Here is a 25,525-nt window from a genome sequence, read left to right on the forward strand (position 1 = left end):
CGCCGCACCTGCACCGCGTGCGCCGATGTTTCACGTGTCGCCGCGAGTGTTTCACGTGAAACGCCGCGGGCCGCCCTCCGAGTGTTTCACGTGAAACATGTCGGCCCCGCTGAGTTGATGGACACGCTCAGGGTCGCAGTGCGTCGGCGGCGATGAGTGCCCGCAGCCGCGACTCGTCGCAAGGGACATCGACCACGTGCTGCTCGGCGTCGAGCAGGCGGCGGATCGCCTCGGGCACGGGCCGTGGGGCGCCGAGCGCCTCGGCCACGGTCTCGGGGAACTTCTCCGGACGGGCGGTCTCCAGCACCAGGGTCGGGAAACCTCGTTCCATGACCCGCAGTGCCACCGTGACGCCGTCGGCGGTGTGCGGGTCGATCGGGGTGCCGGTGGCCTCGTGCACCCGCCGGATGGCGGCGAGCCGGTCGGCGTGCGTGGAGGTGCCGGAGACGAAGCCGTAGTCCTCGTCCAGGCGCGCCTGCTGGTCCGAGAGGTCCAGTACGCCGGTGCGCTCCAGCTCGGGCCAGCGGGACTGGAACTCCTCCGGGCCCAGCAGCGTCCAGACGAAGCGCTCCAGGTTGGAGGCCTTGGAGATGTCCATGGAGGGGCTGGAGGTGGCCAGGGTCTGCACGCTCGATCGTGGCCGGTAGATACCGGTGGAGAAGAACTCGTCCAGCACGTTGTTCTCATTGGTGGCCAGGATCAGGCGGCGGATGGGAACGCCCATGGTGCGGGCCAGGTGGCCGGCGTAGATGTTGCCGAAGTTGCCGCTGGGCACGGCCACGTCCACGCGGAAGGAACTGGGCTCGATGGCCGAGTCGCCGCCCCCGGATCCCGCCGCGGCGTCGCCCCCCGCAACGCCGTCGGAGGCGCGCAACCAGGCCCACACGTAGTAGACGACCTGGGCGGCGATGCGCCCGAAGTTGATGGAGTTGACCGCGCCGATGGCGTACCGGGACTTGAATGCCGGGTCGCTGTTAATGGCCTTGACCAGGTTCTGACAGTCGTCGAAGACGCCTTCGACGGCGATGTTGTGGATGTTGGGATCGGCAAGGGAGTACATCTGGGCGCGCTGCACGTCGCTCATGCGTCCCTGTGGTGAGAGCATGAAGACGCTGACTCCGTCGCGGCCGCGGAAGGCGTGCTCGGCGGCCGAGCCGGTGTCACCGCTGGTGGCGCCGAGGATGTTGAGCACCCGACCTTCTCGGGACAGCGTGTAGGGGATCGCCTGGCCGAGGAACTGCATGGCCAGGTCCTTAAACGCCATGGTCGGCCCCTCGGACAGGCCCACCAGCGTTAGTCCCTCGGCGACGTCGTCGAGCGGGCGCAGCGGAACCACCGGGGCCGGGAAGCGCTCCGGGCCGTAGGCGGCAGCGGTGAGCGCGCGCAGGTCCGCGGCCGGGATGTCGGTGGCGTACAGGCCGATGACCTCGGCCGCGAGCTCCGGATAGCTCAGCGGCCGCCAGTCCTCCAGGGTGGTGGCGGTGATGCGTGGGACCGCGGCGGGGACGGCCAGGCCGCCGTCGGGGGCCAGCCCCGATAGGAGCACGTCCAGGAAGCCGGTGGGCGCCATGCCGCCCCGGGTGGAGATGTAGCTCGTGTCCTGCGTGCGGTGCTGCATGTGCCGCCCTCCCGTGCGCCGTGGTGAAACGCGCCCATCCTATGCGACCGGCTGAACCTTGCGGCTACCCGCGGTCGCATCCGCTGACGGGGCTGGGACAAGGTGGTATCGCAAAGTACCTGGGTGACGGCAACCCCGGCGGATGGTAGGTCCGTCTCGGTGATTTCCAGATGCACCAAGACGGTGGCCTGGCGAGTCGTACTCACGAAGTTCTTGGCCTTACAGGATTCGCGTGTTGGTGAAGGCGCCCCGTCCTGAAGAATCAGGCGAGCCCCTCCACAGGGAGGAGTGCCAGCAAACATAAAGAGCTATAGACTTCACGTAGCCAGCGGCGGTGAATGCCACGGTAAAGGAGGGACTTGCTGTGAAACGACGTTCAGCGATGACGATGCCGGCTGGTATGGCCGGCGGGGGCAATTATAGGCACGGGTTTCTGCTCGGGCCCGCCAATCTCGCAAGCATACGCCGCAACTGGCGGTACCGAAGACGACGCCGTCGATCTGATTGCGGAGATTCGTGAGCAACTCGCCGCTAGCGGAGATACCGTTGAAGAGGAATTAAGAAGCTTCGGGTACGAAGATGCTGCGGCTGAGTTCGCGGAGGGAACGTCTGGATCTTCGGGGGCTACAGGTCCCCGTCGGGCTGCAGCGTCCAACCAGACCAAGAAGGCGCTTCGTGCCTCGGTCACCGCTATAGGCGCATCTTTCCTTGCTATGGGATACAAGCTCTCAGCCGAGTTGGCGTTGCATGGCCTTGACTTGACCCGTACCGGTACCACATACGTGCCCAAGAATGGTTCTATTGCCGGGAAGTCGGCTACAGTGGCCGCGCTACGAAAGAAGACAGCAAAGAGTGGCGGTGCGACGTTCAACAAGACAGGAGGCACGATAGGGTGCGATCTATCCCTTCAATATCAAAATCACGGTCTAAGATGGCGGCATGCGTCGTAAACCCATCTATTGTTGTCGGTGTGCTTATCCGTTGCTGGCTGCTGCCTTGGTCACCGCGACACTCAGCGGCTGTGCCGACGGGCACGAGGAGGGTGACCTGAGTTGGCAGCTCGGCGTATTGGCGCAGAACTGGGAGGTCGAGATTCCCAGTAGTGTCAGCCTGAAGGGCTATCAGAGCTCGGAGGTCGGCCCGCACGGCGAAGTCGACGCTGTTTACGTGGTGCAAGCAGGCGACGTGGAGGGAACCTGGCTCGACGGCGACTTCGACTCCCCCTCGAAGACTCGCAGTGAGGAGCTGGCGGAGACCGTCGCTGCGGCGTCGGCCGCGGACATCGTGGGCGACGTTGCTGACTTGCGGTGCATCGACCCGCTGAAGAAGGGAACCTCCGACACCCTCACGGTCTGCCGCAGGTCTGAGGCCGACGAGCTGATTCTGCTGGAGCACGTCCCCATCACCTGAGGCCATGCCTCGTGACGTACTTAGGAGGGTCACGTCATGCGACTCCTTGACGCACCCGGCGAGCGCAGGTGGCAGCACTCGGTGCCGAGGAATGTCCGAGATCGGCACAAACGCGTCGGCGGGCCCGAAGGGCCCGCCGACGATCGTTGGAATCATGCGGTTGCGTCGTGTGTCCTGGTCATTGCTTCCGGCGTTTGTGCCGATCTGCGACACTCTCGCGAGTGCGGCGCCCCAGAACCAGCCACAATCGGGCACGGCGCGGTCGACCCGGTCAGGCGATGACCTTCTCCAGCTGCGCCTTGAAGGAGGCCTTCGGGCGGGAGCCGGCGAACTGGTGGACCACCTCGCCCCCGGAGACGACGGCGAAGGTCGGGATGGAGCGCACGCCGAAGGAGCGCGCGGTGGCCGGGTTGGCGTCCACATCCACCTTCACGAACTTGGCCCGCCCGCCCAGCTCGGCGGCGACCTCGTCCACGACGGGGGCCATCTGGCGGCAGGGGCCGCACCACTCGGCCCAGAAGTCGATGACGACGGGGATGTCGGACCGCATGACCTCGGCCTCGAAGGTGGCGTCGGTGACGGCGAGCGTGTCGGACATGTTGTCTCCTCAGCAGAACAGGGTGTGAACGATTATGGGTAATGACGAATAAACTTGCGCTTGTGCCCCGCGGCCGCGCCCCGGGCGACCGCTCAGGCGTCTAGCTCGGCCAGGTAGGCCTCGGCGTCAAGCGCCGCCCGGCAGCCCGAGCCGGCGGCGGTGACCGCCTGCTGGTAGTGCGGGTCGGCGACGTCGCCGCAGGCGAACACGCCGGGCACATTGGTGCGCTGGGAGGGCGAGTCCACCTTGATGTAGCCGGCCTCGTCCAGTTCCAGCACGCCCGCCACCAGCTCCGAGCGCGGAACCTGCCCGATGGCCACGAACAGGCCCGCGGCCGGGATGTCGCGCCGCTCGCCGGTGACGGTGTCCTCCAGGGTCACCGACTCCAGGGCCTCGGCCCCGTTCAGCGCCACCACCCGGGAGTTCCAGGCGAAGTCGATCTTCTCCTCCTCCTGGGCGCGCTTGGCCATGACCGCGCTGGCGCGCAGCTGGTCGCGCCGGTGCACCACCGTCACCGAGGAGCCGAAGCGGGACAGGAACAGGGCCTCCTCCATGGCGGAGTCCCCGCCGCCGACGACGACGATCGGCTGATCCTTGAAGAAGAAGCCGTCGCAGGTGGCGCAGTAGGACACGCCGTGGCCGGACAGCCGGTCCTCGCCGTCGAGCCCGAGCTTGCGGTACTCCGAGCCCGTGGACAGGATCACGGCGCGGGCCTCGTAGACGGCGTCGTCGGTGGTGATGCGCTTGACGTCGCCCGTCAGTTCCAGCGCGGTGACGTCCTCGAAGCGAACATCAGCGCCGAAGCGCTCGGCCTGCTCCTGCATCTGGGTCATCAGGTCGGGGCCCATGATGCCATCGCTGAAGCCGGGGTAGTTCTCCACCTCGGTGGTGTTCATCAGGGCGCCGCCGGCGGTCACGGAGCCGGCGAGCACCACCGGATGCAGCTGGGCGCGGGCGGCGTAGATAGCCGCGGTGTACCCCCCGGGGCCGGAGCCGACAATGACGACGTCGTGGACCATGACTCTCCTGACTCGTGTGCTCTTCGCGGGCCGCCGCCCGTGGATGCCAAGTGCGTACGCCCAGTGAACCGGGGCGCCGGGTGCTTTGTTCCAGTGGGACGACCTATTTAAACGTGATCTCTGAGATGGTGAGCTTATATTGGCCGTCGGCCGCGGTCGGCAGGTCAGTCACCCACAGCACGATCGACTGCGTGGAGGCGGCCTCGAACTCGAAGGAGGTCGTGCCCTCGGTGAAGGCGCCCTCGGCCAGCAGCGTTCCCCCGGTGGGGTCCTGCGCGCTGGTGGCGCGCACCTGCACGTTGCCGCCCGTGCCCGTCCCGTGAATGTCGACGCCGGAGACCTGCGCCTCCTGCTCCAGCGTGATCTCCATGCCGATGCCCTGCTTCCAGGCCAGGGACGCGTCGTAGTAGTAACGCGAGGACCAGGCCTGGTCGGTGGCGCCGTCGATCACCAGGGCGGCGTTCTCCGGGTGCTCGTTGTTGTCGCCGAAGGGGTCGAGGGCCTGGGCCGAGGCGGGTGTGATCGTCGCCGCGGGCTCCTGCTCCTCCTGGGGCTTCTGCTGCTCCGGCGCGGGGGCGGCCGCGGACGCGGTGGGCACGGTCTTGGCGGCGGGGATGTCATCATCCTGGAACTTCACACCGGCCAGGCCGAGCAGGTTGTTGACCGCGAGGAACACCCCGACCAGTACGGCCACCAGCACGGCGATGAGCACGGCGGTGGTGGTCCGGTTGACCGCCCGCTCCTGCTCGTCCTCCTCGGCGGCGAGGTCCGGCGCGAACCGGTTGTCCGCCTGCGCGGAGGGCTCCGGCGCGGCCTGCTCGACCGGCGCGCTCGGGCGGTCCGCAGCGGTGACGGGGGCGGGCGCGCCGATCGCAGCCGGGGTGGGTGGGGCCTCGTCGGCTGCGCCGACCGATGCCGTGGCCGCGGCCGATGCATCCGCGCCGACGGCGGCCGTATCCGCCACACGGGCGGTCGAGCGCCGCCGCAGCCGGGCCAGGACCCCGCCCGCCATGCTGGTGAGTGCAGCCGTGGTGGCACCCGCGGTCGCGGGCTCCGACTCCGAGGGAGGCTCCGGAGCCGGACCGGGCGAGGTTGCCGACGCCGCCAGACCGGACAGCGCCGTAACGTCCCACGGGGCCAGCGCAGAGGCGATCTCCGCGGCGGAGGTGGGCGCGGCCGCCGGATCGCCCCAGGTGCGGGCGACCAGTCGGTCCAGGGCGGCGTCGACGTCCTCGGGCGTGCGGGCGAGCTGCGACGGGGGCACCGGTGCCCCGCCCGCCATCGGCGCCGTGGGCAGGCCGGCGCGCTTGCCCGGCCAGCGCCCCGTCAGCCCGAAGTACAGCAACTCGACCAAGGCGTGCGCGTCCGCGCGGTCGGCGGCCAGGGGGTCGGCGGCTGCACGTGCATCCAGGCCCAGCGCGGCCGCCTCCACGCCGATACCGGAGACCTGCACGGTGCCGTCCGGCCGCACCCGCACCGACTCCGGCGCCAGGTTCAGATGGTGCAGCCCACGGCGCGAGCACGCGTCCAGGGCCTGGGCGGCCTCACCGACGATCGCGCGCACCTGCTCGGCCCGCAGTCCGGTGCCGACCAGTGAGGCGAAGGTTCGGCCCGCCATCGGCTCGGTGACGATGAACGACGGCGTGGCCGCCTCGACGTCGTAGACGCGCTGGATGCGGGCGTCGTCGACCAGGACGGCCCGCGTGGCCGCCTCCAGCACCTCGCGGCGGTGCGGGGTGGCGTCGGTCAGCATGAGCACGGTGACCGGGCGGTCCAGGATCGTGTCCCGGCCCAGGTGCCGCACGATGCGTGGCAGGGTGGCGGGCATGGTGGACAACAGCTCGTATCGGCCGGAGCCGATCGGCGTCGCGTCCGCCATGAGGTCGCCTCCCACGACTGGTAGTGCCTGTGTGTTGAAGGCGAGTCTAGCCGGATCGGCGGGCCAGACGGCGGCCGGGGCGAAACCGATACTCGGGGTCGACGGCGCGGACGCCGGGCGGACGGCCGGGGGGAAGGACGGCGGCAGCACCAGGGCCTCCTCCGGCTCGGTGCCGGCGGGAGCGGTCGGCGTCGGCGCCAGCGCGCGGCCAGCACGCACCAGCGCCCGGCCCACCGGCCCGGGCAGCAGCCGCCCGACCTTGGTGACTATGCGCGAGAGCGGGCTGAAGAACACGTCCAGCTCCTGCACGCGCAGCAGCCTGGCCCCGGCCAGGTAGACCACCGTCATGACCACCGCCGCCACCAGCACCGTCACCAGCGCATCCACCGGGCGAGAGCCGCTCAGGGAGCCGTCGGTAGGGCCGAGCAGGCGGCGCACACCCAGCCCCACCAGCACGGCGGGCAGTGCCGCAACGATCAGCCGCGCGTAGGTGCCGACCACGCGCGGCCCGTCCAGATCCGGCAGGTGTCGGCGGATCAGCGGCACCAGGATGAGGAAGCCGGCGACCTGGCAGGTGGCCGAGGCCACCGCCGCCCACACCATCCAGTGGTTGGCCGGGGCCAGCAGGTAGGCGCCCAGGCAGACCAGTATCGGGATGAGCCCCACGACGGTGTCGGCGATGAGCAGCCGCTTGGTGTCCGCGTAGGCGAGCATGACCCGCTGCATGGTGAACCAGATGCCCTGCCCCACGATGCCGATCGCCAGCACCGTCAGGATCGGGGCGGATGCGCCCGCCTGCTCCAGCGACAATGAGGGGACGAATACCTGCAGCGCCGGAGCCGCCAGCGTGCCGATGCCGGCCGCGAACAGCACCGTGAACACGGCGATCGAGCGCAGCCCCAGGGACAGGTCGTCGCGCACTCCCTCCCGGTCCCCGGCGGCGGCCTTCTCACTCATGCGGGTGAACAGCGCGGTGATGATCGAGGTGGTGATCAGCGACTGCGGCAGCATGTACACCAGCTGGGCGTTGGCGTACATCGTCGTCGACGGGACGATCACGTCCGCGTAGGCGGCCGACTCGGCGGCGGTGACCGCCCGGGAGCCCAGGTTCGTGGCGGCCAGGTCGCCCAGGGAGACGATTCCCGTGCCCAGCAGCGCCCACAGCGCCACCTTGGACATGCTCCCCAGACCCATGCCGCGCACCCCGAGGATGAGCTTGGGGCGGAAGCCGGAGCGGACCAGGGGGATGTACAGGATCAGCGCCTGCGCGGCGATGCCGAGCGTCGTCGTCGCCCCGATCAGGGCGATGCGGCCCGCATCCCAGATCCCCGGGTCCTGACCGGAGGTGTATCCGCCGTAAATGCGCAGGTAGGCCAGGATCGAGGCGATCGAGATGACGTTGTTCAGCACCGGCGACCACATGTACGGCCCGAAGCTGGAGCGGGCGTTGAGCACCTGCCCCCACAGGGCGTACAGGCCGTAGAAGAAGATCTGCGGCATGCACCAGAAGGCGAAGGCGAAGGCCAGCGGCTGCCAGCGGCCCAGGCCGGAGGCGTAGGCCATGATCACCAGCGGCGCGGCCACCGTCAGCAGCGCGGCCACGGCGGCGATCACCAGGGAGGCGGCCGTAAGCAGCCGGTTGACCAGCTCCTCCCCGTTGCGCTGCCGCAGCGCCCGCACGATCTGCGGTACCAGGATCGCGTTGAGAATCCCGCCGATCAGCAGGTTGTACAGCTGGGTCGGCACCGTGTTGGCGGTGTTGAAGGCGTCTGCTGCGCCGGAGGCGGTGGCGCCCAGGGCGGAGATCAGCAGCGCGTTGCGCACCAGCCCCAGGATGCGGGAGGTGAGCGTGCCCGCGGCCATGACCGCACTGGAACGGGCGATCGAGGGCGCGGGCCGCTCCGAACGCGACCGCTGCTCCCGCTCGACCGGGCCGTGGGTCCGGGACTGCGCCCCGTCCTGCTTCATCTGCGCTCCCTGGGTGTAGCGGTGCGACGTCCCCGGCGCACGGTTCGGACGATGCCGGCGACGAGCAGGACCACCAGGACTCCGCCGAGGATGCGGGTGCCCACATTCTCCCAGTCGGCCCGCACCCGCAGATGGACCGTGGAGGGCGTGCCGACGTTCTCGCCGTCGTCGGAACGCAGCTGGATGGTCAGGTCGACGTCGCCGGAGCCGACGGCGGTCACCGGCACGCTCGCCGTCGTCTGCCCGTGGGCCGGCACGGTGACGGTGACGTCGTCGGAGATCTGCAGGCGCGTGGAACTGGACTCCAGATGCACCGTGACCGTCACGTCCTGATCGAGGGAGGACACGATGCGCACCGGCAGGTCCGCGGCCGAGGCAATGAGGTTGATGGTGCTCGACGGCGCCGCCGCCAGGGCCTGGGTCACGGCCTCGCCGTGGGCGCGAGCCTGGTTGATCATGGTGGTGCAGGCGGCCTCGTCCGTGCGCCAGGCGGACGAGGTGCTCAGGGCGACCACGTCGGGGGACACTCCCAGGGCGCCGGCGGGATCACTCAGGATCGAGGCGACCGAGTCCAGGCGGGTGGCGGCCGCTCGCGCCGCCGACAGGGTCATCGCCGTCACCTCGCCCTCCCCGGTGGCGGAGTCCGGCAGCGCCACGCGCGCCGCCTCGGCCCCGGTGGTCGCGGAGTCGGCGGCCGAATCCAGCAGGGAGCCGAGATCCTGCGCCTGCGTCCAGGTGGAGTTGGTCAGGGCGGACAGGCGCTTGCGGAGCACCTCCGGGTCGGTGCGTGCGGCGTCCTCACGGGAGACGGCCACCACCATGTCGCGGCTGACAGCCGGCGCCTGGCGGGTCAGGATGGCGGTCTCGCCGCGCAGCAGCTGGACGGCGTCGAGGTCGGACAGGTCCGCGTCCCCCTGGTCCGTGAGCAGGCTGCCGCCCGCCGCCGCGGAGAGCCGCTCCTCCGGGATGAGCACGGTGCGGCCGTCGAGCGTCATGGTGCCCGAGGGCGTGTAGGTCAGGTCCACGGCCACGGGCACATCACCGGGGGCGGCGACCACGGTGGTCACCGAGTCGGGCAGGAGGGCGAGCATGGCGCCGTCAAGGGCCCCCGCGGACCAGACGACGGAAGTGCCGGCTCCGGCCTGCGCCGTAGCGGAGTCTGCCGCCCGTTCAAGGGCGGAGTCGATCAGGCCGTGCTCGCCCAGGTGCGCGAGGGCGCTCAGGTCGGCGTCGGCCCAGGGCAGTGCGACCACGTCGCCGGCCTCCAGGGCGGCGGCCAGGGCGTGCCGGAGCCGGTCGGCGTCGGTGCCATCCGGCTGCTCGGCCTCGGCGGCGGGGCTGGGCGAGGCGGTGGCCTGCGCGGTGGCGTCAAGGCCGAGTGCGGTGAGCAGGGCCGGGTCGACCGCCAGGACCACGCCGTCGTCGGCCAGCTCCAGCAGCCCGAGCACCCGCTCGCGCAGCGCGGCGAGTGTCTGGGCGGCGTCCGCATCCGAGCTGCGCGCCTGCGCGCGCCCGGAATCCGCGTTCGCGGTGTCTGAGCCGTCGGCGGTGTCGCCGGCGCCTTCGGCATTGCCTGTTGCGGAGCCCGCCGCGCCGGCAGCGGCCTCTGCGCCGTCCGGGTCGGTGGTGCCTCCCGCGGCAGCGCCGGCGGAGGCGCCCGCAGTCGGCGTTGCGGAGGCTGACGGGGCGGCGGCCCGCTCCTCCGGCGTGGCGGGAGTGGCGGCGGTCAAGGCCACCAGTTCCTCCGGTGACGCCGTCACGGGCACGAAGGCGGTTACCCGCGTGGGGCTGACCCGCACGCCCGGGTTCCACAGCAGGATGGTGCGGTCCTCGGTGAGCGTCGTATACCCCTGGGTGAGCGCCACCTGCACGCCGCGCGGTCCCCACTGCTCGGTGTCGGTAAGCGGCAGGTCGTCGGAGCTTACGGTCACCCTGAAGTCTCGCTCCGCCCCCGGCGCGATCTCCTCCTCCAGGGTCTGCAGGGCGACCGTCGCCAGCGGCGTGTCGTGCTCGTCGGCCAGCCAGGACGCCAGGCCCGTCGTCGTCATTTCGGTGCGCGACTGCATCTGCACCACCAGGGTGGCGTCCGTGAGCGCCTGGTCGGTGCCGTTGGTGATCGTGCCGGCGATGGTGACGTCCTCCCCGGTGCTCACGACCTCCGGCGCCAGGCTGTCCACGGTCAGGGTGACCTGCGCGGTGACCTCGTCGTCGGTGGAGACATCCGCACCCCGAACGGCTGGGCCGGACCAGGCGTCACCCGCGGCCCCCGCGGCCGGAGCCGCGCCGGCCGGGGAGAGCATCAGCATGGCGACCAGGACGAGTGCCGACAGCAGCGCCGTCAGCAGCCGCCGGGCGGCGTGCGGAACCAGCGGGCGGCTCAGCGCCGGGGCGGGGCTCACCCGTCACCCACCAGAATCTCCCTGGCGGCGGCGACGATCCGGCGCTCATTGGGATAGGCCAGACGGCGGGCGACGTCGTCCAGGGTCACCCATTCGACTTCTTCCGCCTCATGGTCGGGATCGTTTTCGGTGGTGAGGACGCCCTCGAGCGCCTCCAGCAGGAAGTGGTGGACGACCTTGTGCACGCGGTGGTCCTCCCCGGCGAACCAGTAGTCCACGGTGGCCAGGTGCCGCAGCACCCGGCCGGTGATTCCGGTCTCCTCCGCGATCTCCCGCACGGCCGCCTCTTCGGCGGTCTCCTCGCCCTCCAGGTGCCCCTTGGGCAGGCACCACTCCAGGCGTCCCCCCCGATTCCGACGCGCGATCACGGCGGTTACGGCCCGTCCGTCCTGCACGTCGATGATCAGCCCGCCGGCGCTCGTCTCGTCGACCACGGGCAGCGAGCGCGTGGTCGTGCGCCGCGGCCGGCTGCCGGCGCGGGGCATACGTGAGCGGTGGGAGGACATGGGGACACTCTAGGCGGTCCACCCGGGGGTCGGCTCGCTTGCGTTGCGCGTGGCAGGCTTAGGCCGATGACTGACCGCCCCACCGCCCCCGCCACCATGTCCGCCGCCCGCCCGGAGCGCCGTGCCCTCACCGCCGTCGTCCCGGATGAGCGTCCCGATGCCGACGGCCTGACCCCCACCGCCCGCCGGGCGCTGCGCGACCTGCCGGCCTCGCTGCATGAGCTGGGCCGCCGGTTCGCCGACGCCGGATACGAGCTCGCGCTGGTAGGTGGACCCGTGCGCGACGCCTTCCTCGGCGTCGTGCCGCACGACCTGGACTGCGCCACCTCCGCCCGCCCCGAGCAGACCGAGGCGATCATGCGGGAGTGGGGCGACGCCTGCTGGGACGTCGGCAAGGCCTTCGGCACCATCGGTGCGCGCAAGGGCGACGACATCGTCGAGGTCACCACCTACCGCACCGAGGAGTACGAGTCGGGCTCCCGCAAGCCCGCCGTCGCCTACGGAGACAGCCTTGTGGGCGACCTCACGCGCCGCGACTTCACCGTCAACGCCATGGCACTGCGGCTGCCGGAGCTGCAGCTGGTCGACCCGCACGGCGGCTTCGACGACCTGCTCGCAGGCGTGCTGCGCACCCCGGTGACCGCCGAGCAGTCCTTCGACGACGATCCCCTGCGCATCATGCGGGCCGCCCGCTTCGCCGCCCAGCTGGGATTCGACGTCGAGCCCGACGTGCTGGACGCCATGAGCGACATGGCCTCGCGCCTGGAGATCGTCTCCGCCGAACGGGTGCGGGCCGAGTTCGAGCGCCTGCTGCTGGCGCCCTGGCCGCGCCGGGGGCTGGAGCTCATGGTGCACACCGGGGTGGCCGATGTGGTCCTGCCCGAGCTGGCCGCCCTGCAGGAGACGGTCGACGAGCACAAGCGCCACAAGGACGTCTATGAGCACACCCTGACGGTGCTGGAGCAGGCCATCGACCTGGAGACCGGCCCCGACGGGCCCGTGCCCGGACCCGACCTGACGCTGCGGCTGGCCGCGATCTTCCACGACATCGGCAAGCCCGCCACCCGCCGCTTCCTGCGCGACGGCACCGTCACCTTCCACGGGCACGACCACGTCGGGGCCCGCATGACCGCCAAGCGCATGCGCAAGCTGCGCTTCGACAAGCAGACCATCAAGGACGTCTCCCGGCTGGTGGAGCTGCACCTGCGCTTCCACGGCTACGCCGACGCCGCCTGGTCCGACTCGGCCGTGCGCCGCTACGTGGCCGACGCCGGGCCCCTCCTGGAGCGCCTGCACCGGCTGACCCGCGCCGACGTGACCACCCGCAACAAGCGCAAGGCCCACATGCTCGACGCCGCCTACGACGACCTGGAGCGGAGGATCGCGCAGCTGCGTGAGGAGGAGGAGCTGGCCGCCATCCGCCCCGACCTGGACGGCAAGCAGATCATGGCCGAGCTCGGCGTCGGGCCGGGGCCGGTGGTCGGTGAGGCCTACCGCTTCCTCATGGACCTGCGCATGGAGAAGGGGCCCATCGGCGAGGACCTGGCCCGCCAGGCGCTGCACTCCTGGTGGGCGGCGCGCGGCGGGCGGTAGGCGGCGTCGGCGCGGAGCACGGCGGCGGTGACCCCCGCCGTCGGCGGCCCCGTCTACTACGCCACTTCGGCGTTGGGTACGCCGGTTAGCGGTCGGTTGTATGGCTGTAGGTGGCGGAGTAGACGGCTAAGTGGCGTACCCAACGATTCTCGATGCTCACCCGCGGGCGTCGCGAGTCCGGGATGGCTACAGATTCAGGCCGAACACCGGGACGATCAGGCCCATGACGGCCGCTGTCACCAGCACCATGCCGGTGATGTTGAGCCAGATGCCGGCCTTGACCATGTCCCCCATCTGCACGTGCCCCGATCCGTAGGCGACGGCGTTGGGCGGCGTGGCCACGGGCAGCATGAAGGCGAAGGTGGCGGACAGCGCGACCGGGGCGGTCAGGAGCAGGATGTTCACGGGTGTCTGCTGGGTCAGACCAATCCCAACGGCGACTCCGCCCATGATGGGCAGAAAGGCCGCTGCGGTGGCGGTGTTGGAGGTCAGCTCGGTCAGCACGATCACCAGCAGGGCGACGGCGGCGACCAGTAGGGTCGTGGGCAGCACCTGCATGCCCTTGGCCTGCTCTCCTATCCAGAGGGACAACCCGAGCCGGGAGAACATGGAGGACAGAGACAGGCCGCCCCCAAAGAGCAGCAGCACGTCCCAGGGCAGCATCTTGGCGGTGTTCCAGTCCAGCAGGCGGGTTCCCAGGGAGTGGTTCCCCGGAAGCAGGAACAGCACTGCGGCGGTGATCATCGCGATCAGGGCGTCGGAGACATTGAGCGCTGAGCCGGTCATCTCCAGGAGGGTTGGAACCAGTACCCAGGCGGCAGCAGCGGATACGAAGACGACGCCGACGCGTACCTCGCAGCCGCTCATGGGGCCTAGGCTGCGCCACTCCTCCTCGATGACCTCCCGGCCGCCGGGGATGTCATCGATTTCGGGGCGGAACAGGACGAAGGCCAATAGCCACCAGGCCACCGCCATCAAGATGACGGCCAAGGGCACGCCTACGAGCATCCACTGCCCGAAGCCGATCTGGATGTCGTGCGTCTCCGACAGGTAGGCCACCAGTAGTGCGTTGGGCGGTGTTCCGATGATCGTTCCCACCGATCCGATAGAGGCGGAGTAGGCGATGCCGAGCATCAGGGCGGTGGAGAAACGTCGCACCTCCGCTGGGGCGCCGACCAGCGAGGACACCAGGCCCAGCACGGACATTCCGATCGGCAGCATGAGTACGGCGGTGGCGGTGTTGGACACCCACATGGACAGAAAGCCGGTGGCGATCATGAAGCCCAGGATGAGGGCGCGGGGACGGGTGCCCACCCGCAGCACCACCCACAGGGCGATGCGACGGTGCAGGTTCCATTTCTGCATGGCCAGGGCGAGCATGAATCCGCCCATGAACAGGAAGATGGTGTCGGAAGCGTAGGGGGCGGCGACCTCCTTGAAGTCGGCCACTTGGAGGGCCGGGAAGATCACCAGTGGCAGCAGGGCGGTGGCGGCCAGTGGAATGGCCTCGGTCATCCACCACAGGCCCAGCAGTACTGCGGCGGCGGCGACGGTACGCAGACCGGTGTCGGTGAAGACGGCGTCATCTCCCGCCGCTGCCGCAGCGGCGTTGACCTGGTCGACGGCACCGCCGGGGAACAGGATGTAGACGAGAGCGGCAAGGGCCGGGCCGAGAACGAGGCCGATGCCGCGGCGGCGCCTGACTGCGGTCGAGATGGGATGTTCCGAGAAGGCGCGTACGGCTGAGGCTGACGTGTGGTTTGGAGGCGAACTCATGAGATGCACCTCTTCGTGCGAAGAACACCAGCCGTGACAGTCTAGTTCTTTTTCACGGATTCCACCAGTGTTTAGTTGGGATTGGGAAATGACGTGATTGCAGCGGTTCGTTAGGTGTCATGCTTCCGATTGCCGACCTAGAGCTGCGGCATTCTCAGCCGGCGAGGCCGGAGCCATCACGGCCAGGCGACTTGGGGTGAGGTCTATCCGGTGCACAGCCGGGGTCGGGGAGGGGCCGGGAATTGGGTGCACGCGGCGACTACTACGCCACTTCGGCGTTGGGTACGCCGGTTGGCGGTTGATTACGCCGGGTACAGCCGCACAAGCAACCGCTAAGTGGCGTAGTAGACCCCGAACCGGCGTAGTAGACGAGCTGACAGGTGTGGTCCGGCTCGATGCTTGCGGGTTGGGAGGCGGGACGCCACCGAGCGTGCTGCCAAGGATGTGGCGGTGGCGATAACCAGGCTGCTAAGTGATCGGCCGTCGCCACCGGCGTCCACAGGCAGCGTTCGCGACACCCCAATCCACAGGGCTCGCGAGGCCAGGTGGCGGAGACGTCGGTCCGAGACGATTCTGCTGGTATGCAGTCCTACCCGACCCCGCCCGAGCGTCCACGCATGCTGTTCACGTCCGACCGCTCTGACTGCGGCCTGGCGGGACGCCATGATCTTGTGCGGGTCGCCCGCGGCAGCTACATGGTCGCGCCCGCAGCGGACACGCCGCAATGGCGCATCAAACAGCTGGTCACACTGGCGCGCTGCGAGGCCGCGCTGCGAGCCTCGCCGTCGGCAATCTCCCTGACCCACGAGGCTGCGGCGGTGGTGCTGGGTCTGCCCATTCTGGAGCCCGATCCCGGCATTCGCCTGGCGGTGTCCAGCAAGAGGTCTCGCGGTGTCGTCACTCTTCCGGCTGTCGTGTACGGAACGCCGGAGGGAAGCCGCGGTGGGCGTTCGGTGGCCTTGCGGCGCTCCACGATCGGACCGGCTCCGGAGGAGGTGGTCAATGTGGGTGGCCTGCGGGTGACGACCCCGCTGCGTACCGCCATGGACTGCGCCTTCGATCTGCCGGTACGTGAGTCGTTGCCGGTGGTGGATGCCGCCCTGCGGGTGGTGTGCCGGCCCGATCGCTTCAACCGGCGCTGCTATGGGGAGATGGAGATTGACGCGGCGCGCGAGCGGCTGGCGCAGATGGTGGAGAGCCAGGGGCGGCGCAACGGCAAGCGGCGCGCCAGGATTGCGGTGGAGCTCGCGGACCCCTTCGCGGAGTCGCCGGGTGAGAGCGTGCTGCGCTGGGCGGTCGACGTCGCCGGGTTGCCCGAGCCGGTGACGCAACGGCGCTGGATCGGTGACGACGAGCGCGAGTACTTTCTCGACCTGGCCGTGGAGAGTGCCATGATCGACCTGGAGTTCGACGGCTACGGCAAGTTGGCGACGGCGGCGGATGTGCGCGCGGAGAAGCGGCGGGAGATGGTGCTGCGTCGCGGCGGGTGGACGGTGCACCGCTTCGAGTGGCGGGAGCTGCTGGACCCTGAACGCCTGGTACGGCGGGTCGAGAGTCTGTTTCCGCCTGCGACCCTGCGCGAGACCCGACGTCGTCGCGACCTGTGGCTGTAGGGGTGCGGCTCGGGACGGTGTCCTGCTCCGGCGAGGGACGCGCGCCGGGCGCCCGTGGCGACTACTACGCCACTTCGGCGTTGGGTACGCCGGTTAGCGGTTGATGACGCTGGGTACAGCCGCACAAGCAACCGCTAAGTGGCGTAGTAGACCCCGAACCGGCGTAGTCGACGCCTTCCGGGGGGTGCGTGCAGACCGCCGTCGTGCCGAACCGGACAGGGAAGATGGATAGAGCTACCCGCCTGCGCGCGCGGACAGCGGCGAGGCGATCTCGCTACAGTGTTTTCGTGAACAGCATGTCCACTCTCCCCGGTCCCCCCGGACCCGGGTTCGTGTCCACTCGGCCCCGTGCGAACGCCGGCCGTATCACGGCGCTCATCGTCGGGTGGGTGTCGGTCGTGCTGGTGCCGGTGGCGGGCGTGGTGTCCATGGTCGCGGATAACAAGGCCGGTTGGGGAGCATTCGTCTATGTCATCGCCGTCGGCCCTTGCCAGGCGATAGTGCACATTGTGCTCGCTGTGTTGTTTCAGGTGGCTCAATCGAATGCTCGTGAGCGCCCCGTTTCGCCGTGGATTCCGCTGGCCTACGCGGTGTACCTGCTTGCGTTCCTCGGAGCCTCCTTCCTGTTCCTCGACGCGGGCGACACTCCGGTGTACTACTCCCCGTGGCGCAAGTCCGCCGACCTTGTTGTAATGCCGCTAATCCGCGTGTCCGTAGCTGCGCTCGTCTTGCTGTTTGCTTTCATCGTTGTTGATCTCGCGGCTTCGTTCAAGGCGCGGGACACCACCCAGTACCGACCCTTACCCGCACCCTTGCGCTAGGCCGGTGGGGCGACGCCGTCGATGCCGGTCATGTTCCGCGGACGGTGGCGACAGCCCGGGCGCAATACCGCGGGCTCCCCGTGCGCTGCCCCGTCCCATGAGACGCTTTCGGCTACGCACCGCCCCCCGGCTATCGTGTAGCCATGCGCGTGTACAACTTCTCCGCAGGCCCCGCACAACTGCCGCTGCCCGTGCTCAAGCAGGCCGCCGCCGAGCTCACCGACTGGCAGGGCTCCGGCATGAGCGTGCTGGAGGTCTCCCACCGCGGGAAGGACTTCGTCGCCTGCGCCGCCGACGCCGAGGCCGCCTTCCGCCGCGTCGCCGGCGTCCCGGACAACTACCGCGTCCTCTTCCTGGCCGGCGGCGCCACCGGCCAGTTCTCCGCCATCCCCATGAACCTCGCCGCCCCCGGCGCCACCGCCGCCTTCATCAACACCGGCCAGTGGTCCAAGAAGGCCATCAAGGAGGCCGCCCGCCAGGGCGTGAACGTGGTCACCGTCGCCGACGAGTCCGCCTCCTCCTACACCACCACCCCCGAGCCCGGCTCCTTCACCGTCCCCGCCGACGCCGCCTACCTGCACTACACGCCCAACGAGACCATCGGCGGCGTCGAGTTCCCCTACGTCCCCGACGCCGACGACGTCCCCCTGGTGGCGGACTTCTCCTCCACCTACCTCTCCCGCGCCATCGACGTCGAGCGCTTCGGCGTCATCTACGGCGGCGCCCAGAAGAACCTGGGCCCCGCGGGCCTGGCAATCGTCGTCGTGCGCGAGGACCTGCTGGATCGCGCCCGCCCCGACGTGCCCGCCATCTGGGACTGGAAGGTCATGGCCGGCGCCGACTCCATGCTCAACACCCCGCCCACCTTCTCCATCTACCTGCTCGGCCTGATCCTGCACTGGATCGAGTCCACCGGCGGACTGGAGGCCATGGGCGAGCGCAACCGCGCCAAGGCCGAGCGCCTGTACGCCGCCATCGACGCCTCGGACTTCTACACCAACCCCGTCGAGCCGCGTTCCCGCTCCTGGATGAACATCCCCTTCACCCTGGCCGACCCCGCCCTCGACGCCGACTTCCTCGCTGGCGCCGACGCCGCCGGCCTGACCAACCTCAAGGGCCACCGCAGCGTCGGCGGCATGCGCGCCTCCATCTACAACGCCATGCCCGACGACGGCGTCACCGCCCTGATCGACTACATGACCGAGTTCGAGCGCACCCGCGCCTGACGGCCCCGCTCGGAAGCTCCGCAGAACCTCAGGAGAAGCCACCGCCATGACCAAGCAGTTCCGCATCCAGACCCTCAACGCCATCTCCGGCGCCGGCCTGTCCCGCTTCCCCGACGAGCGCTACGACGTCGGCGGCAACGTCACCGAGCCGCACGCCCTGCTGGTGCGCTCGGCCAAGCTGCACGACGTGCCGATCCCCGACTCGGTAATGGCGATCGCCCGCGCCGGCGCCGGCACCAACAACATCCCGGTCGACGCCATGACCCGGCGCGGCATTCCGGTGTTCAACACCCCCGGCGCCAACGCCAATGCCGTCAAGGAGCTGGTGCTGGCCGGGCTGTTCATCGCCTCCCGCAACCTCATCCCCGCCGCCCGCTTCGCCCACGAGCTCACCGGCGACGACGCCGAGATCGCCCGCGCCGTCGAGGCCGGCAAGAAGCAGTTCGTCGGCTTCGAGCTGCCCGGTCGCACCCTCGGCGTGATCGGCCTGGGCGCCATTGGCGTGCAGGTGGCCAACGCCGCGCTCGGCCTCGGCCTGAACGTGGTCGGCTTCGACCCCGGCATCAGCGTCGAGCACGCCTGGCACCTGAGCGCCGAGGTGGAGCGCGCCGAGACCATGGAGGAGGTCTTCCGCCGCGCCGACATCCTCACGGTGCACGTGCCGCTGATCGAGGCCACCCGCGGCCTGGTCTCCACCCAGCGCATCGCCTTGATGAAGGAGACGGCGGTGCTGCTGAACTTCGCCCGCGCCGAGATCGTGGACGAGGCCGCCGTCGTCGCCGCCCTCGACGAGGGCACCCTGGGCGGCTACGTGTGCGACTTCCCGTCCACCGCCGTACACAAGCACCCCAAGTGCATCTCGCTGCCGCACCTGGGCGCCTCCACCAAGGAGGCCGAGCGCAACTGCGCCGTCATGGCCGTGGATGAGCTGCGCGGCTTCCTCGAGGACGGCCAGGTACACAACTCGGTCAACTTTCCCGAGGCGGTGCTGCCGCGCGAGCCCGGCACCCGCCGCCTGGTGATCGTCAACCAGAACGTGCCCAACATGGTCGGACAGGTCTCCACCCTGGTGGCCGAGCACGGGCAGAACATCGCCAACCTGCTCAACCGCTCCCGCGGCGACCTGGCCGTCACGCTGGTCGACGTCGAGGGCGAGCTCGGCGAGGACGTGCTCGAGCAGCTGCGCGCCATCGACGGCGTCCTGTCCGCCCGGGCTCTGGAGCCCGCCGCCTGAGGGCATCAGCCGTCTCCCGCGTCGCCCGGAGCCGCACACTTGTTCGATCAACGGTGCGGCTCCGGGCGATTGGCTGTGTGCCTGATCAGATCAACTTGATGCGAGAAATCTCGTTGGTGCGGATGTTCTTAATCTGAAGCACCTGCTCGGGGTCCTTCAGCTCGTCGTCGATGAACTTCAGCAGCCCGGTTGCCTGGCGAACGATGTCGGTGACCGTGGTCCCCTTCTCTTTCGCCAGCGTCCTGAGTGCTTGTGCGGTCTCGTCGGTGATGTTCACGCTCAGTCGCGTTGTAGCCACGATGATGCTCTCTCCTTGGCATGCCGCAGTGCGTGCAGCATGGCACTTTACTTCGTTCACTAGGTTACATCTCCGTGGGGTCGTTGTCCACATGGGATGTGGAATCTGTGTGGATAATCGGATCCCCCCGGCAACATGGCGAGCATACAGGGTATGGACAGGTGAATCACATCGGTGTAGTCTGTGTCATGATGGGCTGGTTAGGCCCATATGGTTTCGTAGGAGTGCTGCTCCGGGAAGGAGATGAGCGGATGTGTGCATCTATGGCTTCCGAGCACGATCAGGGCGAGCTGATCGATGAGACGGAGACTGTCCCTGCTTCGGGTTCTCTCTATGACGGCATACAGATCGAGGGTCCCCTGCCGACGCCACGGGACAGGCCTCCCACAGTTGGGGGAGCCCCGGGGGATGAGGCGGCTGCCGATGCCCTGGCGGACAGCCTCGGTGCTGAGGTGAGTCCGATCGATGAGGTCGACACGGTCCCTGCCGGGGGACGCCTGGAGGGCAACATTGACAAAGAGATCTACATGGAGTTCCGGCGCGAAGGTACGCGCAGCCGGCTGGCATATGTTCTGGGTGTGACGCTGATCCTCATCGTGGTTGTCGGTGCGGTGGGTTGGCTGTTCTTCGGGCGGCCACTGAACTGGGAAAGCTTCACTGCTCCGATCTTGACTCTGATCGCGACGGCGGCGGGCTTCTACTTCCGAGACCGTCAGATTGAACCACGACGACAAGATCGGTGACGTGGGTTACTTCGATGGTTGATGATGAGGAGGAGGGGAAGATGCGTGGTCCGTGATGCCGAGCCTCTGAATACTGCTATAGATCAATGAAATGAAAGGCTTCCGGGCCGGTGGTGTGGTTGCGCTCAGGCGTGACTGCCACCGGCCCGGAGTGTTGTCCTCGGGAGCCGTCGGAGAGCTCTTGCTCGCGACAGGGGCTTCCCCTCCGCGCCCATCTGATCTACTATCTAGTAACTACTAGATAGGCGGCGACGGCGCCGCACAGGAGGGCACCATGACGCAGCACCCCGACCGGCTCATCTTCGGGGCCGCCTACTACGACGAGTACACCCCCGCCGCCGCGGGCCCCGACCGGCTGGAACGCGACATGCAGATGATGGTGGACGCCGGCTTCACCACGATCCGCATCGCCGAGTTCACCTGGGGCACCTGGAACCCTGCTCCCGGCGTCTTCGACTTCACCCACATCGATCGTGCCCTCGACGCCGCCGCCGCGCACGGCCTGGACGTCATCGTCGGCACCCCCACCGCCGCCATCCCCACCTGGCTCGCCTCCCGCCACCCCGAGGTCCTCGGCGTCACCGCCGCCGGCCCCAACAAGTACGGGCCGCGCCAGAACATGAACATCCTCGCCCCCGCCTACCGCCGCTACGCCGAGGCCGCCATCCGTGCCCTGGCCCGCCACACGGCGCCGCGTGAGCACGTGGTCGGTTTCCAGCTGGACAACGAGACCAAGTACTACGACGCCGCCAACCCCGACATCCAGCGCGCCTTCGTCGACAGCCTCAAGCGGCGCTTCGGCGCTGGGCAGGAGGGCCTCAACGCTCTGAACTCGGCGTTCGGCCTGAACTACTGGGCCAACCGGGTGGGCGCCTGGGAGGACTTCCCCGACGTCACCGGCACCATCAACGGCTCCCTGGCCGCCGCCTTCGACGCCTTCCGCCGCGGCCTGGTCACCGACTTCCTCGCCTGGCAGCGCGCCCTCGTGGACGAGTACCGCCGCGCGGACCAGTTCGTCACCCAGAACTTCGACTACGAGTGGCGCGGCCACTCCTTCGGCATCCAGCCCGCCGTCGACCACTTCCAGGCGGCCGACGCCGTCACCCTGGCCGGCGTCGACATCTACCACCCCGGCGACGACCAGCTCACCGGCAAGGAGATCGGCTTCGGCGGCGACATCTCCCGCTCCCTGAAGGACGGCGACCCCTACCTGGTCATCGAGACGCAGGCGCAGGGGCAGATGGGCTGGCTGCCCTACCCCGGCCAGCTGCGCCTGCAGGCGTACTCCCACCTCGCCTCCGGCGCCTGCGGCGTCATGTACTGGCACTGGGGCTCCATCCACAACTCCTTCGAGACCTACTGGAAGGGCCTGCTCAGCCAGGACTACACGCCCAACCCCACCTACCGGGAGGCCTGCGTCGTGGGCCGGGAGCTGAAGGAGCACGCCGCCTCCCTGACCGGCCTGCGTAAGCACAACCGCGTGGCCATCATGGTCTCCAACGAGGCCTACACCGCCCTGGAGTGGTTCAGCCTCGAGGCCGGCTTCCCGCGCCAGTACGCCGGCGGCGGCGCCAACTACAACGACGTCTTCCGCTGGCTCTACGACGCGCTGTTCGACCTGAACCTGGAGGTCGATGTCGTCCCCGCCGACGCCCCCGTCGAGCGCCTTAACCGCTACGCCGTACTGGTCGCCCCGGCACTGTACGTCACTCCCCAGGCCACCACCGACGCCCTACGCGCCTATGTGGCCGGCGGCGGCCACCTGCTCACCACCTTCCGCACCGGCGTCGCCGATGAGAACGTGCAGGTCTTCACCGATCGCCAGCCCCACGGCCTGTCCGGCCTGCTCGGCCTGGGCACCGACCAGTTCACCCGCCCCGACGGCGTGGCCCTGCGCCCGGTGGGTGCGCTCGCGGCGGCCCTGGACGACGACGGCGCTACCGAACCGGCCACCCTGGCCACCGCCACCTTCATGGAGCTGCTCACCCCCGTCGACGCCGCAGCTCTCCAGGGGGACGTCGAGGTGGAGGTGCTGGCCACCTACGACCACCACGCCTGGAGCGGACCCGCCATCGCCACCCGCGCCGTCGGCGACGGCTCGATCACCCACCTGGCCACCATGACCTCCCCGGCGCTTACCCGCGCCGTGCTGCGGCTGGTGGCCGAGCGGGCCGGCGTGACCGACTGGGCGCAGGACCTGGCCGGCGTCGTCACCGTGCGCCGCGGCACCAATGGCCGCGGCCGCCGGCTGACCTACTTCCTGAACTGCTCGCGCGAACCCGCCGCCTTCGTCCTGCCCGTGCGCGGGCACGACGTCCTGGGCACGCTCGGCCGGGCGGGCGCCGTCGTCGACGCCTCAACCACCGTGACCGTTCCCGCCTGGGGCGTCCTCGTCGTCGAGGCCTGAGGCGGGCGCCGGCTTCGGCGAGACGCGAACACCGACCATCCGCAATGAAGCACCCGCAACCACAACTCCGAGGATCACTCATGACAGACACCGCCGACACCAGCCTCAACACCTTCCAGTTCTACGCCACCACCGAGGCCGACCCCTGGTTCACCCCGGACACCCCCGTCACCATCGAAGCCATGCGGACCTTCCCGGGCGCCTTCCTGCGCCTGGACGCCCCCGCCCAGGAGGTCGACGGCTTCGGCGTCTGCTTCAACGAGCTCGGCTGGGTGGCCCTGTCCCGGCTGTCCGAGGCCGAGCGCACCGAGGTGCTGCGGCAGATCTTCGCCCCCGGCGTCGGCGCCAACCTGTCCGTCTGCCGCATGCCGGTGGGCGCCAACGACTTCGCCACCGACTGGTACTCCTACGACGAGGTCGACGGCGACTACGCCCTGGAGCACTTCAGCGTCGAGCACGACGACGCCACCCTGGTGCCCTACATCCGCGCCGCCAAGGCGCACCGGCCCGACCTGACCCTGTGGGCCTCCCCCTGGGGCCCGCCGTCGTGGTTCAAGCGCAACCACCACTACGCCTGCGCCGCCCCCAACCCCATGAGCGAGCAGACCAACTTCGACAACGGCCTGTCCCCGGACAACCAGATAGAGGAGGGCACCGACGGGCTGATCCTGAGTGAGCAGGTGCTGGACGCCTACGCCCGCTACTTCGGCAAGTTCATCGACGCCTACGCCGAGCGCGGCATCGACATCTCCATGGTCATGCCGCAGAACGAGTTCAACTCCGCGCAGATCTACCCGGCCTGCACCTGGACCCCGGAGGGCCTGATCGCGTTCCTGAAGCACCTCATCCCGGAGATGGAGCGCCGCGGCGTGCAGGTCTTCTTCGGCACCATGGAGCGCCCGGACGACACCATGGTGGAGAAGGTACTGGCCGACCCGGAGGTGGGTCCGCACATCGGCGGCGTCGGCTTCCAGTGGGACGGCAAGCGGGCCGTGCCCTTCATCCACCACAACCACCCGGAACTGAAGATCTACCAGTCCGAGCAGGAGTGCGGCGACGGCAAGAACGACTGGCGCTACGCCCGCTACGCCTGGACGATGATGCGCCACTACTTCAACCACGGCGCCAGCGTCTACGACTACTGGAACCTGGCGCTGGACGAGGGCGGCGTCTCCCGCTGGGGGTGGAGCCAGAACTCCCTGGTGACCGTGGACCCGGACACCGGCAAGAGCCGCTTCACCTACGAGTACTACGTGCTGCGGCACCTGTCCGGCTTCGTGCAGCCAGGCGCCCGGTTCGTGCCGGCGCTGTCCTACACCGGGTACGAGAACCTGCTGGCCTTCCACAACCCGGACGGCTCGGTGGTGGTGGCCGCACAGAACGACATGACCACCCCGCAGGAGTTCGTGGTGGGCGTGGGCAGCAAGAACGTGTCCTTCACCGCCCCGGCCGACTCGCTGGTGACCGTGGTGGTGCCCGCAGAGCACGTGGAGGTGGCGCCCAAGCCGCTGGCCTGACACAGGAGAGGCGGGAGCAGCAGACCTTGGCCTGCCATCCGCAGCCCTCGCGCCTCGGGCTGGTCCCGCCGGCCCCGGTCACGACTGCGGCCCGCTGCTCCCGCCCCGCCGTCGTCGGTCTGCCCCTGTCCCGCGCATTCCACGACCTTGGGGTACAAATCACGACCACCCCGGGGTCGTGGAACGTACCCCAAGGTCGTGATTTGCGTGAGCGTCAGCGGTAGCCGTCCCAGACCGGTGAGGGGAACAGCAACGGCTCCCAGCGCGCCCACTCCTCGGTCAGGGAGATGGGCGGGCGGCGGAAGAAGCGGATCTGCGCGCCGTCCATCGCCTCGATCGCCATCTCCACCAGCGGCCGCATCGACTCCCAGCCGCCCGCCGCCATGACTTCGGGCGGCAGGCGCCAGGTGAAGGTCGAGTAGTAGTCCCACACTTGGTCGGGGCGGTCGATGAAGCGCTCGTGGGCGGGGTGGCGCGGGTCGGTGGCCTCCATGCCCAGCGTCATGTACAGCTCCATCAGCTCCGGGCGCGCCTCATTGAAGGCCACCAGGTAGCGGAAGTAGGCCGGCAGGCTGATGCCATCGGGGTGGGTTGCGGCTGGGTCGCCGGAGTCGATGAAGTCCTGCGGGGTGCCCTGGCGGTCGTAGCGATCGTCCAGCAGCAGCTCCAGCAGGCCGTCCTTGGTGCCGATGTAGTGCAGCAGCCCCGCCTGGGTGATGCCGACGGCGTCGGCCACCTCCTGCAGCGAAAGCCCGTTGAACCCGTGCTTGGCCACCAGCTCGGTGGCCACCTCCACGATCTGCTCGCGCCGCTCGGCGGCGGTCATGCGGTGGCGCTTGGAAGACGACGGCATGGCGCGATCCTAAGGGCCGGTTCGGACCATGAAGTACGCGCGGTCGG

The 25,525-nt window shown here is 69.4% G+C and carries 18 protein-coding genes; 9 read left to right on the forward strand and 9 right to left on the reverse strand.

The genetic code is table 11. The features are described from left to right. Positions 1 to 127: 127 nt before the first annotated feature. Entirely contained in the window at positions 128 to 1,618 is a 1,491-nt protein-coding gene (gene thrC, locus BLR49_RS03705; protein ID WP_092533638.1) for a threonine synthase, read from the reverse strand. Between the two features lie 996 nt (positions 1,619 to 2,614). Between thrC and BLR49_RS03710 the strand changes: the two genes are divergently transcribed. Continuing rightward, on the forward strand, positions 2,615 to 3,028 hold the full coding sequence (locus BLR49_RS03710; protein ID WP_092533641.1) for a hypothetical protein: 414 nt from the start codon (positions 2,615 to 2,617) through the stop codon (positions 3,026 to 3,028). A gap of 271 nt (positions 3,029 to 3,299) precedes the next feature. Here BLR49_RS03710 and trxA read toward each other — a convergent pair whose 3' ends face one another. From trxA to BLR49_RS03735, 5 genes are all read right to left on the reverse strand, one after another. Continuing rightward, on the reverse strand, positions 3,300 to 3,626 hold the full coding sequence (gene trxA / locus BLR49_RS03715) for a thioredoxin (RefSeq protein WP_092533644.1): 327 nt from the start codon (positions 3,624 to 3,626) through the stop codon (positions 3,300 to 3,302). 92 nt (positions 3,627 to 3,718) lie between these two features. Continuing rightward, positions 3,719 to 4,645: a thioredoxin-disulfide reductase gene (gene trxB / locus BLR49_RS03720; RefSeq protein ID WP_092533647.1), complete on the reverse strand. Its 927-nt coding sequence runs from the start codon at positions 4,643 to 4,645 to the stop codon at positions 3,719 to 3,721. Between the two features lie 103 nt (positions 4,646 to 4,748). Next, positions 4,749 to 8,492 carry a murein biosynthesis integral membrane protein MurJ gene (locus tag BLR49_RS03725; protein ID WP_092533650.1) on the reverse strand — a complete coding sequence of 1,248 codons (3,744 nt, stop codon included), beginning with the start codon at positions 8,490 to 8,492 and terminating at the stop codon, positions 4,749 to 4,751. Next, on the reverse strand, positions 8,489 to 10,891 hold the full coding sequence (locus BLR49_RS03730) for a DUF6049 family protein (protein WP_143013691.1): 2,403 nt from the start codon (positions 10,889 to 10,891) through the stop codon (positions 8,489 to 8,491). The genes BLR49_RS03725 and BLR49_RS03730 overlap by 4 nt, the downstream gene beginning before the upstream one ends. After that, the gene (locus BLR49_RS03735; RefSeq protein WP_092533656.1) at positions 10,888 to 11,397 is read right to left on the reverse strand and encodes an NUDIX hydrolase; all 510 of its coding nucleotides are present in this window, start codon (positions 11,395 to 11,397) and stop codon (positions 10,888 to 10,890) included. Before BLR49_RS03735 ends, BLR49_RS03730 begins: the two co-directional genes overlap by 4 nt. Positions 11,398 to 11,493: 96 nt before the next feature. On the opposite strand from BLR49_RS03735, the gene BLR49_RS03740 reads away from it, so the two are divergent. Further along, complete coding sequence (locus BLR49_RS03740; protein ID WP_176765773.1) at positions 11,494 to 12,990, forward strand: CCA tRNA nucleotidyltransferase; 1,497 nt, start codon at positions 11,494 to 11,496, stop codon at positions 12,988 to 12,990. Between the two features lie 186 nt (positions 12,991 to 13,176). Here BLR49_RS03740 and BLR49_RS03745 read toward each other — a convergent pair whose 3' ends face one another. Then, positions 13,177 to 14,766, reverse strand: a complete 1,590-nt coding sequence (locus tag BLR49_RS03745; protein ID WP_092533662.1) for an SLC13 family permease — start codon at positions 14,764 to 14,766, stop codon at positions 13,177 to 13,179. 617 nt (positions 14,767 to 15,383) lie between these two features. On the opposite strand from BLR49_RS03745, the gene BLR49_RS03750 reads away from it, so the two are divergent. The 4 genes from BLR49_RS03750 to BLR49_RS03765 all read left to right on the forward strand — a co-directional run bounded on the left by BLR49_RS03750 (position 15,384) and on the right by BLR49_RS03765 (position 19,660). Further along, positions 15,384 to 16,379 (forward strand): hypothetical protein, encoded by a 996-nt coding sequence (locus tag BLR49_RS03750; RefSeq protein ID WP_143013692.1) that lies wholly within the window; start codon positions 15,384 to 15,386, stop codon positions 16,377 to 16,379. A gap of 287 nt (positions 16,380 to 16,666) precedes the next feature. Next, positions 16,667 to 17,200, forward strand: a complete 534-nt coding sequence (locus BLR49_RS03755; protein WP_143013693.1) for a hypothetical protein — start codon at positions 16,667 to 16,669, stop codon at positions 17,198 to 17,200. A 143-nt stretch (positions 17,201 to 17,343) separates the two neighbouring features. Beyond that, positions 17,344 to 18,426: a 3-phosphoserine/phosphohydroxythreonine transaminase gene (gene serC, locus BLR49_RS03760; RefSeq protein ID WP_092533671.1), complete on the forward strand. Its 1,083-nt coding sequence runs from the start codon at positions 17,344 to 17,346 to the stop codon at positions 18,424 to 18,426. Between the two features lie 46 nt (positions 18,427 to 18,472). Then, a complete protein-coding gene (locus BLR49_RS03765) occupies positions 18,473 to 19,660 on the forward strand; it encodes a phosphoglycerate dehydrogenase (RefSeq protein WP_092533674.1) in 1,188 nt (395 codons plus the stop codon). Between the two features lie 85 nt (positions 19,661 to 19,745). Here BLR49_RS03765 and BLR49_RS03770 read toward each other — a convergent pair whose 3' ends face one another. After that, complete coding sequence (locus tag BLR49_RS03770; RefSeq protein WP_143008854.1) at positions 19,746 to 19,958, reverse strand: ribbon-helix-helix domain-containing protein; 213 nt, start codon at positions 19,956 to 19,958, stop codon at positions 19,746 to 19,748. Between the two features lie 263 nt (positions 19,959 to 20,221). Here BLR49_RS03770 and BLR49_RS03775 point away from each other — a divergent pair, with 263 nt between their 5' ends. The 3 genes from BLR49_RS03775 (at position 20,222) to BLR49_RS03785 (ending at position 24,625) form a co-directional block, all read left to right on the forward strand. Then, positions 20,222 to 20,701 (forward strand): hypothetical protein, encoded by a 480-nt coding sequence (locus tag BLR49_RS03775; RefSeq protein WP_092533680.1) that lies wholly within the window; start codon positions 20,222 to 20,224, stop codon positions 20,699 to 20,701. 274 nt (positions 20,702 to 20,975) lie between these two features. Further along, positions 20,976 to 23,108, forward strand: a complete 2,133-nt coding sequence (locus BLR49_RS03780) for a beta-galactosidase (protein ID WP_092533683.1) — start codon at positions 20,976 to 20,978, stop codon at positions 23,106 to 23,108. Between the two features lie 80 nt (positions 23,109 to 23,188). After that, complete coding sequence (locus BLR49_RS03785) at positions 23,189 to 24,625, forward strand: glycoside hydrolase family 30 protein (protein ID WP_092533686.1); 1,437 nt, start codon at positions 23,189 to 23,191, stop codon at positions 24,623 to 24,625. A 214-nt stretch (positions 24,626 to 24,839) separates the two neighbouring features. Here the strand turns inward: BLR49_RS03785 and BLR49_RS03790 are convergent, their stop codons facing one another. After that, positions 24,840 to 25,478 (reverse strand): TetR/AcrR family transcriptional regulator, encoded by a 639-nt coding sequence (locus BLR49_RS03790; protein ID WP_092533689.1) that lies wholly within the window; start codon positions 25,476 to 25,478, stop codon positions 24,840 to 24,842. Positions 25,479 to 25,525 lie beyond the last annotated feature (47 nt).

This window comes from Actinomyces ruminicola, assembly GCF_900103885.1.
Classification (GTDB): Bacteria; Actinomycetota; Actinomycetes; order Actinomycetales; family Actinomycetaceae; genus Actinomyces; species Actinomyces ruminicola.

Coding starts and splice junctions, on each gene's coding strand:
- thrC (WP_092533638.1), bottom strand. CDS start 1,618: ATGCAGCACCGCACGCAGGACACGAGCTACATCTCCACCCGGGGCGGC.
- trxA (WP_092533644.1), bottom strand. CDS start 3,626: ATGTCCGACACGCTCGCCGTCACCGACGCCACCTTCGAGGCCGAGGTC.
- trxB (WP_092533647.1), bottom strand. CDS start 4,645: ATGGTCCACGACGTCGTCATTGTCGGCTCCGGCCCCGGGGGGTACACC.
- BLR49_RS03725 (WP_092533650.1), bottom strand. CDS start 8,492: ATGAAGCAGGACGGGGCGCAGTCCCGGACCCACGGCCCGGTCGAGCGG.
- BLR49_RS03735 (WP_092533656.1), bottom strand. CDS start 11,397: ATGTCCTCCCACCGCTCACGTATGCCCCGCGCCGGCAGCCGGCCGCGG.
- BLR49_RS03740 (WP_176765773.1), top strand. CDS start 11,494: ATGTCCGCCGCCCGCCCGGAGCGCCGTGCCCTCACCGCCGTCGTCCCG.
- BLR49_RS03745 (WP_092533662.1), bottom strand. CDS start 14,766: ATGAGTTCGCCTCCAAACCACACGTCAGCCTCAGCCGTACGCGCCTTC.
- BLR49_RS03750 (WP_143013692.1), top strand. CDS start 15,384: ATGCTGTTCACGTCCGACCGCTCTGACTGCGGCCTGGCGGGACGCCAT.
- serC (WP_092533671.1), top strand. CDS start 17,344: ATGCGCGTGTACAACTTCTCCGCAGGCCCCGCACAACTGCCGCTGCCC.
- BLR49_RS03765 (WP_092533674.1), top strand. CDS start 18,473: ATGACCAAGCAGTTCCGCATCCAGACCCTCAACGCCATCTCCGGCGCC.
- BLR49_RS03775 (WP_092533680.1), top strand. CDS start 20,222: ATGGCTTCCGAGCACGATCAGGGCGAGCTGATCGATGAGACGGAGACT.
- BLR49_RS03780 (WP_092533683.1), top strand. CDS start 20,976: ATGACGCAGCACCCCGACCGGCTCATCTTCGGGGCCGCCTACTACGAC.
- BLR49_RS03785 (WP_092533686.1), top strand. CDS start 23,189: ATGACAGACACCGCCGACACCAGCCTCAACACCTTCCAGTTCTACGCC.
- BLR49_RS03790 (WP_092533689.1), bottom strand. CDS start 25,478: ATGCCGTCGTCTTCCAAGCGCCACCGCATGACCGCCGCCGAGCGGCGC.